Here is a 15,558-nt window from a genome sequence, read left to right as displayed (position 1 = left end):
GTCGTCTCACGCGCCCGGTTCGCCGGCGTAGCCCCAATGTCGCAGCATCGGCACCAGCACCGGCAGCACTGCGGAAAATTCCCCCTGATAACGCTTCCAGCGGTCCAGGCCCTTGCGATTCACCGGCTGGATTACCTGGGTGTAGCTGGGCGTGGCGATGTAGCCCTTGTCGCGGGCATGCTGGTCGAACCGCAGCATCGGCGACGGATCCCGCACGCCCAGGAATTCCGCGATCCGGTGCGCGTGCGCTTCCGGATCGGCGACCAGTTCCTCATAGCGGGAGACCAGCAGGTCCGGCTTGAATACCTCGACATGGTGCAGCCAGCATTCCATCGCCGTCACGTAGGCCGCCGCCAATTGCGGCAACGAGGCGCAGGCGGCGGCCAGCACGCTGGCCTTGTAGTTCTGCATGTAGTTGCTGATCAGCACATCGCAGGGATGCCGCAGCGCGAGGATGAACTTCGCCCGCGGGAAGATGCGGTGGATCAGCGGCAGCCACAGCATGTTCAGCGGGTTCTTGTCGACCAGTTGCGTATCCCACCGACGGGCGATCTTGGTGCACACCAGTTGCAGGTAATCCTTGCGCAATTCGTCGCAGGCATGCTGGTCGAGCCGGTGCAGGTCCCGGGGTACCGAGATCCCGTCGTCATCGAGACGGTTCGCCAGCACGTTGAAGAACGGACGTTCGTCCATAGACTGCAGCGACGGATGGGCATCCAGCATCTGCTCGAGCAATGTCGTCCCCGAACGGGGGAACCCCACGATGAACACCGGTGACTCCACGCCGGCCGGAGCGAGCAGCTGCGGCCACTTGAGATAGTCCTCCGCAGAGACGCGCCCCACCGCCGCGGGCAGGATCGGCGCCCCGGGCTCGAATCGGTGCGGCACGGTCTGGCGGAGCTCGTCCACCTGCAGCCGGTGCGCCATGTCCAGCGCGCGCATGGCTGCGGCGTTGTCGTTCAGCCGGTCGCAGACCCCGGCCAGATCGAAATAATGCGCGTAGTCGCCGGGGTTGCGCGGCCCGGCCTGTTCCAGGATCCCGCGCGCGAGCGTGGCATCGCCGCGACGCGTGGCCATGGTGGCGCGAAGATGCGTGAGGTCCTGCAGGTTCGCCGCGCTCAGTGCCCCGGGGTGGCGCAGCAGGCTCTCCTGCAGCGACTGGGCGGCATCCAGGTCGTTGACGCGCTCATACACTCCCGCCAGCAGGACGGCGGCGGGGACATTCCGCGGCGAGCGCGCACACAGGTCCTCCAGCAGGATCTGCGCGGTACGCCCGTCGCCAAGCGACTGATGCAGGTCGGCCAGCTCGAGTTGCAGGTCATCCTCCAGCGGCAACCATTCGCGCCATGGACGGATCAGTTCCTCGGCCCGGTAGTCCCGGCAGATCGCGCAGGCGCGCGCCGCGCGGACAATCGTTTCCGGCGAGCGAGGATCCAGTTCGACCGCCCTCAACAGGGCGTCGCGCGCATCCTCGAAGTTCTTCTGTTCCAGTTGCAGCATGCCGCGATTGACCCACTGGGCAGCATCGTCCGGCGCCAGCCGCAATGCGGTGTCGCAGGCGACGGCAGCCTCGTCCAGGCGCCCGGCCTCGCGCAGCATCGTGGCGTAATTGCCCCAGTGCAGAGGGCTGTCGGGGAGCAGTTCCGTCAGCCTTGCGTGAACCGCTACAGCCTCTTCCTGCCGCCCCTGCGCGCCCAGCGCCAGCGCCAGCAGCAGCAGGGTGTCCGTATCACCAGGAAAGCGCTGCAGACTGTCGCGGCACAACCGCTCGGCGTCGACTGCCCTGCCAGCCTGCAGGGCGGCGACGATATCCGGGATTTCGTTCAAGGTCGTACTCATCAAGAAAAGGGCCGCGCGGGAAACCCGCGCGGCCCATGGTATCAACCAATCGGACTGACTTGACTGGTTAGAAGCTCACCGTCACGCGGCCCCAGAAGTAACGACCCTGCAGGTCGAAATCGCTCGGATCGGTGTTGGCGTTCAGGGTGTTGTTCGCGTACAGCATCGGCGGTTGCTTGTCGAACAGGTTGTTCACGCCGAAGTCCACGCGCGTGTTGAACTGCTCGATGTTGTAGCCGATCGACACGTCGTTGTAGACCGTCGCACCCTTCTTCATCACGTAGTTCGGGATGCCCGGAATCGGCGAGGCCGTGTAACCCGGAACCGGCGAACCCAGCTCGTAGCGACCGATGTAGCGCATGCGCCACGAAGCGTTCCAGCCGGCGAGGTTCCAGTTCACGAAACCCTGACCGCGCCAGCGCGGGAACAGGCATACGCCACCGCCGGTCGGGCACGCACCGGATTCCGGCGAACCGAAGAACTCGAAGTGCCCGGCCTCGTGGTAAACCGTGTTGCCCGGCAGACCCGGCGAGGTCTCCTGGTCGTAGCGCTTCATGTACGTGCCGTCAACGCCCACCATGAAGTTGCCGAAGCCGAACTGCGGCACCTTGTAGCGCAGCGACAGATCCACGCCGCTGGCGTCGGTGCGGCCGAGGTTGCCGGTCGGCTCGATGATCTGCGCGATCTGGCCCGGGTTGGTGCTGCCGGCGCCGGAGCGGGTGACCAGCGGGCAGTAGGTGGTGACCCCGTTGTAGCAGAGGTTCAGCACGGTCTGCGCACCGATGGCGGTGATGGTGTTCTTGAGGTAGAGGCGCCACACGTCGACGCTGGCCGACAGGCCCGGCGCCCACGACGGCGAATAGACCGCGCCGAAGTCGAACGACTTGCCCTTCTCCGGCCCGAGCGGGAAGCCGGCGTACTTCGAGCCGGAAGACACGGCCTTGATCTGCTGGCCGAGCGCCACGTCCTGGTTCACAAAGCTGCCATCGGTGGGCACACCCACGCAGGCCGGGTTGCCGGCGGTGGTGGTGTGGTCGCACGGGTCGCTGCTGAGCTTCGGTGCGTCGCTGATCGGCGCGCCATACACATTGCCCACGGTCGGGGCGCGGAACACGTCGGACATCGTGCCACGCAACAGCAGGTCGGCGATCGGGCGGTATTCGATGGCGAACTTCTTGTTGTTGGTGGTGCCGAAGGTGCTGTACTTGGAGTAACGGTCACCGATGTCGACGTTCAGCGCCGTGATGCCCGGGATGTCCTTCAGGATCGGCACGAACAATTCGGCGTAGCCTTCCTTCACGTTGTAGCCGCCGCGCAGCGGCGAGCTGCACTGGCTGCCCAGCGTGCAGTTGCCGGTAGCCGGGTCGATCAGCAGCAGCGGGTCGATCGTGCTGTTGGTGTACTCCTTGCGGTACGAAGCGCCACCGGCCAGCTGCACGGTGCCGGCGGGCAGTTCGAACAGGCCGCCGTTCAGGTCCACCGAGTAGGTCTTCTCGATCGAGTAGTTGTTGCTGATCGCCGGTACGGCGGCAGCCTGCAGCGCCTTGATCGAGTTCGGGTCGAACAGGTTGAACGGGTTGAACGGGGTGCAGCCGGACGACGGCGTATTGCAGACTACCTGGCCGCTCGCCGGGTCGAGGTGCGACGGCCCCAGATCGGCATTGATGACGTTCTGGTTCGGCAGGCCGCGGGTGATAAGGTTCTGCGAGAAGTGGCCGTAGTCCAGGCCGGCATCCCAGTTCCACGCCTGCCCGAAGACCGTGAAGTCACCCTTGAAGCCGGTCTGGATCTGGTCCGTGGTGATGCCGGAGTTCGCGCTGCGGTTGCCGGCGGACACCAGGCGTGCACGGTAGTCGTTGCCCGCGGACGAGAATTCCACACCGAACGGGTTGTAGTACGCATCCTTGGAGATCACTGCGCCGTAGATGGAACCCAGCAATGCCGGCGCCAGCTGGAAGGCCGAGGCGGTCTTGTTGTGGTAGCCGGTCAGGTAGACCTGCACGTGGTCGCCCAGGTTGTAGCTGCCCTTCAGCCAGGCGCTGGTGCGCTCCTGCGGGGTCTGGATCAGGTTGACCGCCGCATAGTTGTACTTGTCGCTGTTCGTGAAGCAGTGGTAGTCGGTCGCCGTGTTCTGGCCGCTGGCGCCCGGATTGATGGCGACGTTCTTGCAGCCGTAGGTGGCCCGCAGGGTCGGGGGCAGCTGGATGCGGTCGTGCGCGGGGAAGCTGGAGCCGCCGATATAGGAATAGATCGGGGTGCTCGCGCTGCCCGTGATCGAGACGGCGTTCTGGCTGAACTTGCGGTTCTTGGCCAGCACGGACTCGGTCTTGTTGTAGTCCACGCCGCCCATGATGCTGCCCTTGTCGGACGTCTGGCCAAACGTGAACGTGTAACCGGTCGAAGCGCCATCATTGTGGTCGGACTCGCCGTAGGTCGCCGAGAACTGGGCGCCCTGGTAGTCCTTCTTGAGGATGAAGTTCACCACGCCGCCGATCGCGTCGGAGCCGTAGACCGAGGACGCGCCGTCGGTCAGCACTTCGATGCGCTCGATCATGTCGGCCGGGATCGAGTTCGGATCGCCGTTGATGATGCGCTTGCCGTCGATCAGGATCAGGGTGCGCTGGCTACCCAGGCCACGCAGGCCGATCGAGGAGCCGCCGGTGCCGCCGCTGTTGTTGACCTGCGGATTGATGTTGCCGCCGGTGACTGCCGGCAGCTGCTGCACGATATCGCCCAGGGTGAGCTTGCCGGTTGCCTTGATGGCAGCCGCATCGATGGTGACCACCGGGTTGGACGTTTCCAGATCGACACGACGAATGTTCGAGCCGGTGACCACCACCGTCTGCAGCGTCTGCGCCTTTTTCTGGCTGGGCTGGTTGGCCGTGTCCTGCGTGCCCGTATCCTGCGCGAAGGCCGTGGTGGATACGCCCACCGCGATGACAGCACCCAGCGAAAGACCGAGACGGACTGCCGAAGAAAGTTTCTTGACCCCAAGTTTCATGAAAGCACCCTCCGATTAATTATTTAATGCGTCAGTAAAACTTAAATTCCCACAAAGCGATTGCGAGTCGACGTGGCCTTGGCTCTCGATTCCTGATGAGTGCCGAACCATGGGAACTCCCGATCCGCGCCGATACTAACAGGGAAATAACACTGCGAGAACACGGCACCCCCGCCATGGCCAGCACCGCTGAGAACACCGGGAATGCGTTACAGCTGGCTTGTCGACCCCGCAGCTCGATCCATGTGCGATCCATCTTTATTACGCTTCATTTACGCGTTGTCAACAAATTTCCAATAGCAATAATTTACGAATAAATCCGCATCTATCCGCAATTATTTGCGCATTCGGTCATGGATGCCTTTACTGCCAATGGCTTTCGGTACAAGCAATAACTTGCGATGGCGGGATTGTCTCCTGTATTCGACAGCCCATCTCCCTCTAAGCTGCCGTCGCACGGCCTACTCGTTCTCCCCGTCCGCCTCGAAGCGCAGGTGCTTCACGCTGCGACCGTTGCGGCGCACCAATTTGAGTGCCTCGATGCCGATGCGGATGTGCGCCTCGACGAATGCCGAGGTGATCCGGCGGTCGCTGGCCTCGGTCTTCACGCCTTCCGGGATCATCGGCTGGTCGGACACCAGCAGCAGCGCGCCGCACGGGATGCGGTTGGCGAAGCCGGCGGCGAAGATGGTCGCGGTCTCCATGTCCACCGCCATGCAGCGGGTACGCCGCAGGTAGTCCTTGAACGCGTCGTCGTGCTCCCACACGCGCCGGTTGGTGGTGTACACCGTGCCGGTCCAATAGTCGTGGCCCAGGTCGCGGATCATGGTGGAGACCGCGCGCTGCAGCTGGAACGCCGGCAACGCCGGCACCTCCGGCAGCAGATAGTCGTTGCTGGTGCCCTCGCCACGGATCGCCGCGATCGGCAGCACCAGGTCGCCGAGCTGGTTCTTCTTCTTTACCCCGCCGCACTTGCCGAGGAACAGTGCGGCCTTCGGTCCGATCGCGCTGAGCAGATCCATCATGGTTGCGGCGTTGGGGCTGCCCATGCCGAAGTTGATCAGGGTGATACCGTCGGCGGTGGCGCTCGGCATCGGCCGGTCGCGCCCCTGCACCTCCACGCCGTGCCATTGCGCGAACAACTCCACGTAATGGCCGAAGTTGGTCAGCAGGATGTACTCGCCGAACTGCTCGAGCGGCACGCCGGTGTAGCGAGGCAGCCAGTTGGAGACGATTTCCTGTTTGCTTTTCATGGATGCAGCAATACCTGATGGGATGGCCGGCGCCGCCACGCCGGCGGAAGGCCGGACACATGCGGCAGTCATTCTAGGGCCGGACCATCCGCCATGCCCCTGGCGCGCCGGCGTCAGCGACACTTTTTCCTGTGACCGCAGTCACTTGTGACATGTTATGTTGCACTTGCCATTCATGACGGGGGGAAACGTATGCGGATGGGCCTGGCAATCGACGCGGCCTGCGACCTGTCGCAGGCATTCCTGCAACAGCACCATGTTGCGGTGATGCCGATCACCGTGCGGGTGGATGGCGAAGTCTTCTTGGACGACCGCAAACCGGCCGAGATCCAGCGCTTCATCGACCGCCGCCTGGGCAGCCGCAGCCACTCGGCGGAAACCGAGCCGTGCCCGGTGGAGGAGGTGCAGAAGCTGTTCCTGGAGAAGCTCGTGCTGGAACAGGACTGCGTGTTCTGCCTGACCATCACCGCCACCCGCAGCCCGATCAACGAGCACGTCAACAAGGCCAGTTTCGGGATCCTCAAGAACTACCGGCAGGTGCGCGAACAGGCCGGCGTGCCCGGCCCGTTCATGATGCGCGTGATCGACACCCGCAACATCTTCGCCGGCGCCGCACCGCTGGTGTACGAGGCGGCCCGGCTGATCGCGGCCGACGAGGCGCCTGGGGTGATCCGCGAACGGCTCACCCACCTCGCCAACCATACCTACGGCTACATGCTGCCACGCGACCTCTACTACCTGCGCGCCCGCGCCAAGAAGAAGAACGACCGCAGCGTCGGCCTGGTCAGCGCGATGCTGGGTTCGGCGCTGGACATCAAACCGATCCTGCGCTGCTTCCGCGGCGAGACCGGCCCGGTCGGCAAGGTACGCGGCTTCGAGCAGGGCGCGGAGGCGCTGTTCGGCTATACCGCACAACGCGTACGCGCCGGCCTGCTGGTGCCGATGGTTTGCGTCAGCTACGGCGGCGACCTCGAGGTGCTGCCGCACCTGCCCGGCTACACCGAGCTGCGCGTCGTCTGCGAGGAGCACGGCGTCGAGGTGATGGAGGCGCCGATGAGCATCACCGGCATGGTCAACGTGGGCGAAGGCGCGGTGACGGTCGGCTTCGCCGCCGAGGAGCACGAGGCGGAGTTCTGACCGGCGGCGAGCCACCCGGCGCTCAGAACCCGTAGCTCAGGAACCCGCCGTCCACCGCCAGCACCTGGCCAGTGATGTAGCTGGCCGCCGGCAGGCACAGGAAGGCGATCGCCGCGGCCACCTCCTCCGGCTCACCGATCCGCTTCAGCGGGGTGCGATCCAGCACCTCGTCCAGGTAGTCGGCATCGGCCAGCGCCGGATCGGTGCGCTGGGTGCGGATGTACCACGGCGCCACCGCGTTGACGCGGATGCCGTCCACCGCCCATTCGGCGGCAAGGTTGCGGGTGAGCTGGTGCAACGCCGCCTTGCTCATGCCGTAGGGCGCGCCGGTGCGCACGTGGGTGATGCCCGACACCGAACCCACGTTGACGATCGCCGCATTCGCATGCTGCACCAGCTGCGGATGCGCCAGCCGGCACATCTCGAACGCGGAGAACAGGTTCTGCTCGAAGATCGCGCGGTAGTCCTCCTCGCGATAGTCCAGCGTGGCGCCGGGCTGGTTGCCGCCGGCGTTGTTCACCAGCAGCGACACCGGCGCGCCGAGGTCGGCGATCCAGTCGAACACCGCCAGGCGCTCCTCCGCGTCGACCAGATCGGCGCCGAACGCCAGCACCTCGACGTCGGCGAATTCGTCGGCCAGCTCCACCCGCACCTGCTCGAGGTAGTCCTCGTCGCGCGCCACCAGCAGCAGGTCGGCGCCGCGCCCGGCCAGCTCGCGCGCGGTGGCGTAGCCGATGCCCTTGCTGGCGCCGGTGACCAGGGCGGTGTGGCCGTGCAGTTGCCAGGTGTCGAGGCGGCTGTCCATGCGCGCAGCTTAAAGCGTCGATCACGCCGCGCCTAGGCGGCGCCTTGCCTGCGGCGGGGCATGGCGGGACACTCGGCGGGTCGATCCCGCGCGAGAACCGTCATGAAACCGCTGCCGCTCCTGCTCTGCGTCCTTGCCCTCGGCGCCTGCTCCGGCAAGCCGCCGGAACCCCAGGCCAAGCCGGCGTCCGCCGACACCGCCACGCCGTTCGACGCGCTGAAGGCGGATGAGCAGCGCGCGAAGGACGTGCAGAAGACAGTCGACAAGCAGACCGAGGAGCAGCGCAAGCAGATCGAGGCGCAGGCGCAGTAGGCACGCTTCCGCTCAGCGACCTATCCGGTTCAGCGCGGACTGCACAGGCAATCCGCGTAGATGTTCGGCGTGCCGGCCTTCGCGTTGCGCAGCCATTCGAGTTCCGGTGCCAGCGTCGGCAGCTGGGCGAACCAAACCGGCAGGCGTACGCCCCACGACTGCAGCAGGCGCACACCGGCGCCTTGGTTGAGCCCGATCAGGAATCGCTCAAAGCCGCCCAGCGGCGCCTCCACGTAGCGCACCGGATAGCCCTTGCCCAGCCTGGCCAGGCCTGCCGCGTCGGCGACCGCCGCGTCCAGTCCGCCGAGGCGGTCGACCAGGCCGCGCTCGAGCGCCTGCTTGCCGGTCCACACCCGGCCCTGGGCGATTGTGTCGATCGCCTCGTAGCTCTTGCCGCGCGCCTTCGCCACGTTGCCGACGAAGTCGCGGTAGCCCTTGTCGATGACCGCCTGGATCACCGTGCCGACCTTCGGGTCGAGCGGACGGGTGATGTCGAAGGCACCGGCCATCGGCCCGGTGCCGACGCCATCGCTCTGGATGCCCAGCTTGGCCAGCGTGTTCGGCACCGTGTAGTACATGCCGAAGATGCCGATCGAGCCGGTGATGGTGTTCGGTTCGGCATAGATGCGGTTCGCGTTCATCGCGATCCAGTAGCCGCCGCTGGCCGCCACGTTGCCCATCGACACCACCACCGGGATGCCCGCGCCGCGAGTCAGCTCGATCTCGCGACGGATCTGCTCGGCCGCGTACACCTCACCGCCGGGCGAGTTCACCCGCAGCACCAGCGCCTTGGTCTTGCGGTCCTCGCGCGCGCTGCGGATCAGCGCCGCGGTGGACTCGCCGCCGATCGAACCGGCCGCGCGCTTGCCGCCGGCGATCTCGCCCTCGGCCACCACGATCGCCACGCCGGGCGCGAACGCGCCGCCGTCCTGCGGCAGGCCGGCGGCGTAACGGCCCAGGTCGACCTGGCGGAAGCTGTGGCCTTTCTTGTCCGCCGGCACGCCCTCCCCGCGCATCATCGCGATCAGTTCGCTGCGCGTGGCCAGGCCGTCGACCAGATGCTGGTCCAGCGCCAGCTGCGCCAGGTTGCCGCGGGTCCCGGCGATATGCTGCGGCAGGTTGTCGATGTCGTCGCGCAGCGTCGCCGGATCCAGCTTGCGCATGGCCGCCACCTCGTCGAGGTAGCCGTCCCACAGGCCGCCCATCCAGTAGCTGTCGGCCTGCTTCGCCTCCGCCGAGGCGTGGTCGAGGATGTACGGCTCGGCCGCGCTCTTGAACTCGCCGACGCGGAACAGGTGCACGTCGACGCCGAGCTTGTCCAGCAGGTCCTTGTAGAACAGCCGGTAGTTGGCCAGACCGGTGAGCATCACGCCGCCCTGCGGGTCGACCAGCAGGCGGTCGGCATGCGCGGCGAGGTAGTACTGGCCCTGGTCCAGGTTCACCGCCCACGCAACCACCGGCTTGCCCGCGGCGCGGAAACGGTCCAGCGCCGCGCCGACCTCGCGCAACGCGGCGAAGCCGCCGCCCTGCAGTTCGTCCGGCAGCAGCAGGATGCGGCTGATCCGCTTGTCCTTCGCCGCCGCGTCGATCGCGCCGACCAGGTCGCGCAGCTGCACCTGCTTCGGCTCCTCGCCGGACAGCCCGGCCAGCGCCCGTCGCAGCGGATCGATGCTGTATTGCTCGACCAGCTGGCCCTGCGGCCGGATCACCAGCACGCTGTCGTCCTGCACCGCGCGCTCCATCCGGCTGCCCGCGATGCCGGCGGTCAGCAGCAAGACGAGCACGAACAGCACGCCGAAGAACACCAGGTTGAGGATCACCAGCCGCAGCAGATTGATGCCGCGCCCGAGCATGCGCAGGAAGGCCCAGAATTCGTTGCGGCGGGGCGGTAGCGGTGGCGGAAGCGTCATGTAGGTATCCGGAATCGTCGGGTCAAGCGTAGCCGGTCAGGCGGGCGCGGTCATCGGCAGGTGACGGCGCCAGCGCTGTTTCCAGGCGCTGCGCCAGAAGCGGGTGAACAGCATCGCGGCCGCCACCGACAGCCCGGCGATCAGGCCGATCCACATCCCGCGCGCGCCCATGCCGTGGCGGAAGGCCAGCCACCAGCCCACCGGCATGCCGACCATCCAGTAGGCGAACAGGGTGATCGCCATCGGCACGCGGGTGTCCTTGAGGCCGCGCAGCGCGCCGTTCGCGGCGACCTGGATGCCGTCGGAGAACTGGAACAGCCCGGCCAGCATGATCAGCTGCGCGGCCAGCGCGATCACCTTCGGCTCGTGCGTGTAGAGCGCGGCGATGAAGTGCGGCAGGCCCAGCATCAGGCCGGCCGAGAACAGCTGGGTGAGCAGGGTCAGGCCGATGCCGCAGAAGCCGGCGTAGCGCACGCCGCGCTCGTCGCCGCGGCCCACCGCGTTGCCCACGCGCACGGTGATCGCCATGGCCAGGCCGAGCGGGATCATGAAGAACAGCGAGGCGATGTTGATCGCCACCTGGTGGCTGGCGATCACGTCCTCGCCCAGCGTGGCGATGATCAGCGCAGTGGCCACGAACAGGCCCGCTTCGGCCAGCAGGGTCACCGCCATCGGCAGGCCGATATGCACCAGCTGGCCGATCCGGCGCAGGTGCGGCCACTCGAAGCGCTCGAACAGCCCCAGCCCGTGGTAGTTGCGCCGGAGCATCACGTAGAGGCCGAACGCCAGCGTTTCCAGCCACAGCACGATCGCGGTGGCCACGCCGCAACCGTGCGCGCCCTGCGGCGGGATGCCCAGCTTGCCGAACATCAACACGTAGCCCAGCGGCACCAGCAACACCAGCCCGCCGAGGCTGAAGTACATCGACGGCCGGGTCAGCGACAGCCCTTCGGAGAGGCCGCGCAGCGCGAAGTAGCAGGTCAGCGCCGGCGCGCCCCAGCTGATCGCCAGCAGGAAGCGCTGCACGTCGTGGCGCAGGCTCGCCGTCACCCCGATCAGCTCGATCAGCGGCTCCGCGTGGCGCACCGCGAACCACAGCAGCGCGCCCATGCCCAGCGCCAGCCACAGCGCCTGGTGGAATACCGCGCCGACCTCGCCGCGGCGCCCGGCGCCGTCGAGCTGGGCCACCGACGGCGGCACCGCCATCATCATGCCGATGCCGCAGACGATCGCCAGCGACCAGATGCTGGCGCCCACCGCCACCGCACCCAGCACGTGAGCACTGACGTGCCCGGCCAGCACCGCGTCGATCACGTTGCTGCCGACCGCAGCCAGCTGGGCGGCGATCAGCGGCAGTGCCAGGCGCACGGTGGCGCTCACCTCGTGCAGCAGATGGGCGCGTTCGGGACGGAGGGACTTCATCGGCGCAGCAGACTCCAGGGCCGGTCATTCTACCTGAGCCATTCGTCACGGCCGCCCCGCCACCGGCGTGTGCGAAGATCGCCCGCTGCAACGGACGGAAACCGCGATGAAGCAGCTGACCAGCCACGAAGGACTGCATTGCGCCAACTGCGGCACCGCGATGCAGGGCGAGTTCTGCCATGAGTGCGGGCAGTCGATCCATAGCATGCTGAAGCCGATGCACCACATGGTCGAGGAAACCGTCGAGACGGTACTGCACATCGACGGCCGCATCGTGCACACGCTGCCACCGCTGTTGTTCAAGCCCGGCTTCCTCACCCTGGAGTATTTCGCCGGCCGGCGGGTGCGCTACATCGCGCCGTTCCGGCTGATGTTCGTGCTGTGCCTGCTGTCGTTCTTCGTGTTCCACCTGGCGATCGACCAGGTCGCCGGCAAGATGCCCGCGAACGGGCGCCCCCTGCTGAACGTGGACAGCCGGGCGATCGAAACCGCCGCCGACCCGGCCGGGGTGCGTGAGGCCTTGCAGAAGCAGCTCGACGATCTGCAGCGCGCCCGCGCAACCGGCGTGCTGCCGCCGAACCTGCTGGAGCAGGCCGATGTCGACGAGCGCGACCTGCGCCGGAAGGCCGAGCGCCGCCTGGCCGAACTCGGCGCGGCGCCAGCCCCGGCCGCTTCCGTGGCGGTGAAGCCGCCGGAGGCCGCGAAAACCGCTCCCACTCCACCGGACGATGCCGCGCGCCGGAGGATCCGGCAGGAATCGGCGCCGGTGCGGATCCGCTGGCTTCCCGACGCCGCCAACGCGCGCCTGACCGAGCTGGGCCACCGTCTCCAGGAGAACTTGCGGATCTTCAGGCATGGCGATGCCGCGGCCAGCGCCGAGGCGAAGCAGCGGATGATCAATGGCGTCTTCGGCACGCTGCCGCCGACCATGTTCGTGCTGATCCCGCTCTTCGCGGTCCTGCTGGAACTGTTCTACGTGTTCCGCCGGCGGCTGTACATGGAACACCTGATCGTGGCCCTGCACAGCCACGCGTTCATGTTCCTCAGCCTGCTGCTGCTCACTCTCGTCGGCATGCTGTCGACCTGGCTGCAGCCGCATGCGGCCTGGGCTGGTCACGCGCTGGGCTGGCTGCAGGCCGCGCTGATCCTGTGGATTCCGGTCTACCTGCTGCTCACGCAGAAACGGATCTATCGCCAGGGCTGGCCAATGACCCTGCTGAAATTCTGGTGCATCGGCTGGTGCTACTTCTGGCTGTTGATATTCGCGCTGGCGATCGCCCTGCTGCTCGGCGCGGCCCACTGAGGCCACTCCCCGACCGGCAGGCCTGCGTGGGTTTTGCACAGCGTCATGAGCCTGTCAAGGCAACCGGGGGCGGTTTGTCAATTGTGTGAACTGCTGCTCAACGAAATTTGCAAATAATTGATGGTAAAAGGAATTTTTACCTGACCAAAACGTCGTCAGACTGACGAAAAAGGCGCCACGGCGCGCTTTGAGGCTCCCCCTCCCCGCTGCATCCACAGACTTATCCACAGCTGCTGTGGATAAACGCAAAAACTTCCCGGGGATAGCCACTTAGCCTGGATTCCTCGATAACCGGACAGCAAGTTCGCGCAACTCGAGCAGGTACGCCACGCTTCCCATCAACACCCTCGCCGCGGGCCCGGCGACGGCCGCAGTTACACTGTGCCGCCACGAGGTAGTCCATGCCCGCCGTCCTTCGCGTCGCCCTGCCGGTTCCCCTGCCCAGCCTGTTCGATTACCTGCCGCCCGCGGCGGGCGAGGCTCGCGTGGGCAGCCGGCTGCAGGTGCCGTTCGGCCGGCATCGGCTGGTCGGCGTGGTGGTGGCGATCGAGGCCGAGGCGGCGGTCGATGGCGGCCGCCTGAAGCAGGCGCTGCGGCTGCTCGACGACGACGCGCTGCTCGACGCCGAGCTGATGCAGACGCTGGCCTGGGCCGCGGACTACTGGCTCGGCGCGCCGGGCGAGGCCTATGCCAACGCCCTGCCGCTCGCCCTGCGCGAGGCGAAGCCGCTGCCGCCGATCGGCGACGAATACTGGTCGCTCACCGGCGCCGGCCAGAGCGCCCACGATGCGGGCAGCCGGCGCGGCGGCAGCAAGGCGCTGCTGGCCCTGCTGGCCGGCGGTGCGCTGGGCGCGCAGGAGCTGGGCGAACGCCAGCCCGGCTGGCGCGAAGCGGCGCGCCGGTTGGCCGCGGCCGGCCTGCTCGAACGCAGCGAACGGCCGCCGCCCGATCGTCGGCTGCCGCCATCGCTGGCACCGCCACTCAACGACGAGCAACAGCAGGCAGTCGCCGCCGTCGGTGCCAGCTTCGGCCGCTACCACCCGTTCCTGCTCGACGGCGTCACCGGCAGCGGCAAGACCGAGGTCTACCTGGCCTTGATCGAGCAGGTGCTGGCGCGGGGCCAACAGGCGCTGCTGCTGGTGCCGGAGATCGGCCTGGCCCCGCAGACCGTGCGGCGCCTGCGCGAGCGGCTCGGGGTGAGCGTCGAGGTGCTGCATTCCAACCTGTCCGAAGGCGATCGCGCACGTGCCTGGCTGCGCGCTCGCGCCGGCAGTGCACGGGTGATCCTGGGCACGCGTTCGGCGGTGTTCACGCCGCTGCCGCAGGCCGGGCTGATCATCGTCGACGAGGAACACGACAGCGCCTACAAACAGCAGGAAGGCTTCCGCTACCATGCCCGCGACCTGGCCCTGGTGCGCGCCCGCGCGCTGGGTGTGCCGGTGCTGCTGGGCTCGGGCACGCCGTCGCTGGAATCGCTGGCGAATGCCGAGGCCGGCCGCTACCGCACCCTGCACCTGCGCGCGCGGCCCGGTGCGGTGCGGCCGCCGCAGGTGCAGATCATCGACATGCGCGCGCAGCGGCTGGAGCACGGCATGTCGCCGGCGCTGCTGGCGGCGGTGGCGGAGACGGTGGCGCGCGGCGAGCAGGCGCTGGTGTTCCGCAACCGCCGCGGCTACGCGCCGGTGCTGCTGTGCCACGCCTGCGGCTGGCATGCGGCCTGCCCGCGCTGCGAGCGCCCGCTGACCCTGCACGCGGGCCGGCGCCAGCTGATCTGCCACCATTGCGATTTTCGCCAGCGCGTTCCGGCCGCCTGCCCCGCGTGCGGCGCCGGCGACCTGAAGGCGCAGGGCCAGGGCACCGAACGGCTGGAGGAAGCGCTGCTCGCACAGTTCCCGCAGGTGCCGGTGCTGCGCGTGGACCGCGAAACCACCCGCCGCCGTGATTCATTCGAGCAATTGCTGGCCACGCTCGGCGACGAGCAGCCGGCGATCCTGGTCGGCACCCAGATGCTGGCCAAGGGCCACGACCTGCCCAACCTCACCATGGTCACGATCGTGGGCGTGGACGAAGGCCTGCACAGCATCGACTTCCGCGCCGGCGAACGGCTGGCGCAACTGGTGGTGCAGGTGGCTGGGCGCGCCGGACGGGCGCGCAAGCCCGGCCGCGTGCTGCTGCAGACCCACCAGCCGGAACACCCGCTGCTGCGCAGCCTGCTGGCGCACGGTTACGCCGCCGCCGCGCGCGAACTGCTGGCCGAGCGCCGGCTGATCCGGCTGCCGCCTTACAGCCATCAGGTATTGCTGCGTGCCGAGGCGCCGCAGCGCGAGCTGGTCGAGGCCTTCCTCGCCGCGGCGAACGCTGCGCTGCCGCCGGACGACCGACTGCAGGTCGCCGGGCCGATGCCCGCGCCGATGCCGCTGCGCGCGGGCCGCCATCGCGGCCAGCTGCTGCTGGAGGCGGCCAGCCGACAGGCGCTGCACGCGATGCTGCGACCATGGCAAGTGGCGCTCGGCGCACTGCCGGCGGCGCGCAAGGTGCGCTGGTCGCTGGACGTCGACCCGATCGACCTGTACTGA

Annotated in this window: 10 protein-coding genes; 4 read left to right on the top strand and 6 right to left on the bottom strand. The window is 67.6% G+C overall.

What is annotated here, in order from left to right; all coding sequences use genetic code 11:
• Positions 1-6 precede the first annotated feature (6 nt).
• From DEO45_RS10715 to DEO45_RS10705, 3 genes are all read right to left on the bottom strand, one after another.
• Positions 7-1,827, bottom strand: a complete 1,821-nt coding sequence (locus DEO45_RS10715; RefSeq protein WP_223250848.1) for a tetratricopeptide repeat-containing sulfotransferase family protein — start codon at positions 1,825-1,827, stop codon at positions 7-9.
• 79 nt (positions 1,828-1,906) lie between these two features.
• Positions 1,907-4,840: a TonB-dependent receptor plug domain-containing protein gene (locus DEO45_RS10710; RefSeq protein WP_114343370.1), complete on the bottom strand. Its 2,934-nt coding sequence runs from the start codon at positions 4,838-4,840 to the stop codon at positions 1,907-1,909.
• 461 nt (positions 4,841-5,301) lie between these two features.
• Positions 5,302-6,093 carry an AMP nucleosidase gene (locus tag DEO45_RS10705; protein ID WP_114343368.1) on the bottom strand — a complete coding sequence of 264 codons (792 nt, stop codon included), beginning with the start codon at positions 6,091-6,093 and terminating at the stop codon, positions 5,302-5,304.
• A gap of 192 nt (positions 6,094-6,285) precedes the next feature.
• On the opposite strand from DEO45_RS10705, the gene DEO45_RS10700 reads away from it, so the two are divergent.
• A complete protein-coding gene (locus DEO45_RS10700; protein WP_189339725.1) occupies positions 6,286-7,230 on the top strand; it encodes a DegV family protein in 945 nt (314 codons plus the stop codon).
• Between the two features lie 22 nt (positions 7,231-7,252).
• Here the strand turns inward: DEO45_RS10700 and DEO45_RS10695 are convergent, their stop codons facing one another.
• Complete coding sequence (locus DEO45_RS10695; protein ID WP_114343363.1) at positions 7,253-8,035, bottom strand: SDR family oxidoreductase; 783 nt, start codon at positions 8,033-8,035, stop codon at positions 7,253-7,255.
• 102 nt (positions 8,036-8,137) lie between these two features.
• On the opposite strand from DEO45_RS10695, the gene DEO45_RS10690 reads away from it, so the two are divergent.
• Positions 8,138-8,347 (top strand): hypothetical protein, encoded by a 210-nt coding sequence (locus DEO45_RS10690; protein ID WP_114343361.1) that lies wholly within the window; start codon positions 8,138-8,140, stop codon positions 8,345-8,347.
• A 29-nt stretch (positions 8,348-8,376) separates the two neighbouring features.
• Here the strand turns inward: DEO45_RS10690 and sppA are convergent, their stop codons facing one another.
• Positions 8,377-10,257, bottom strand: a complete 1,881-nt coding sequence (sppA, locus tag DEO45_RS10685) for a signal peptide peptidase SppA (protein ID WP_114343359.1) — start codon at positions 10,255-10,257, stop codon at positions 8,377-8,379.
• A 36-nt stretch (positions 10,258-10,293) separates the two neighbouring features.
• Entirely contained in the window at positions 10,294-11,679 is a 1,386-nt protein-coding gene (locus DEO45_RS10680) for an MATE family efflux transporter (RefSeq protein WP_114343356.1), read from the bottom strand.
• A 106-nt stretch (positions 11,680-11,785) separates the two neighbouring features.
• Between DEO45_RS10680 and DEO45_RS10675 the strand changes: the two genes are divergently transcribed.
• Positions 11,786-12,982: a DUF3667 domain-containing protein gene (locus DEO45_RS10675; RefSeq protein ID WP_114343354.1), complete on the top strand. Its 1,197-nt coding sequence runs from the start codon at positions 11,786-11,788 to the stop codon at positions 12,980-12,982.
• Between the two features lie 401 nt (positions 12,983-13,383).
• Complete coding sequence (locus tag DEO45_RS10670) at positions 13,384-15,558, top strand: primosomal protein N' (protein ID WP_114343352.1); 2,175 nt, start codon at positions 13,384-13,386, stop codon at positions 15,556-15,558.

This window comes from Rhodanobacter denitrificans, assembly GCF_003335105.1.
GTDB classification, from domain to species: Bacteria; Pseudomonadota; Gammaproteobacteria; order Xanthomonadales; family Rhodanobacteraceae; genus Rhodanobacter; species Rhodanobacter denitrificans_A.
The sequence above is the reverse complement of the archived record's forward strand: the minus strand, read 5'-3'. Positions and strand labels throughout refer to the sequence as shown.

What these genes read in the sequence shown, in the direction of transcription:
- DEO45_RS10705 (WP_114343368.1), bottom strand. Translation starts at nt 6,093, where the DNA reads ATGAAAAGCAAACAGGAAATCGTCTCCAACTGGCTGCCTCGCTACACC.
- DEO45_RS10700 (WP_189339725.1), top strand. Translation starts at nt 6,286, where the DNA reads ATGCGGATGGGCCTGGCAATCGACGCGGCCTGCGACCTGTCGCAGGCA.
- DEO45_RS10680 (WP_114343356.1), bottom strand. Translation starts at nt 11,679, where the DNA reads ATGAAGTCCCTCCGTCCCGAACGCGCCCATCTGCTGCACGAGGTGAGC.
- DEO45_RS10695 (WP_114343363.1), bottom strand. Translation starts at nt 8,035, where the DNA reads ATGGACAGCCGCCTCGACACCTGGCAACTGCACGGCCACACCGCCCTG.
- sppA (WP_114343359.1), bottom strand. Translation starts at nt 10,257, where the DNA reads ATGACGCTTCCGCCACCGCTACCGCCCCGCCGCAACGAATTCTGGGCC.
- DEO45_RS10670 (WP_114343352.1), top strand. Translation starts at nt 13,384, where the DNA reads ATGCCCGCCGTCCTTCGCGTCGCCCTGCCGGTTCCCCTGCCCAGCCTG.
- DEO45_RS10710 (WP_114343370.1), bottom strand. Translation starts at nt 4,840, where the DNA reads ATGAAACTTGGGGTCAAGAAACTTTCTTCGGCAGTCCGTCTCGGTCTT.
- DEO45_RS10690 (WP_114343361.1), top strand. Translation starts at nt 8,138, where the DNA reads ATGAAACCGCTGCCGCTCCTGCTCTGCGTCCTTGCCCTCGGCGCCTGC.
- DEO45_RS10675 (WP_114343354.1), top strand. Translation starts at nt 11,786, where the DNA reads ATGAAGCAGCTGACCAGCCACGAAGGACTGCATTGCGCCAACTGCGGC.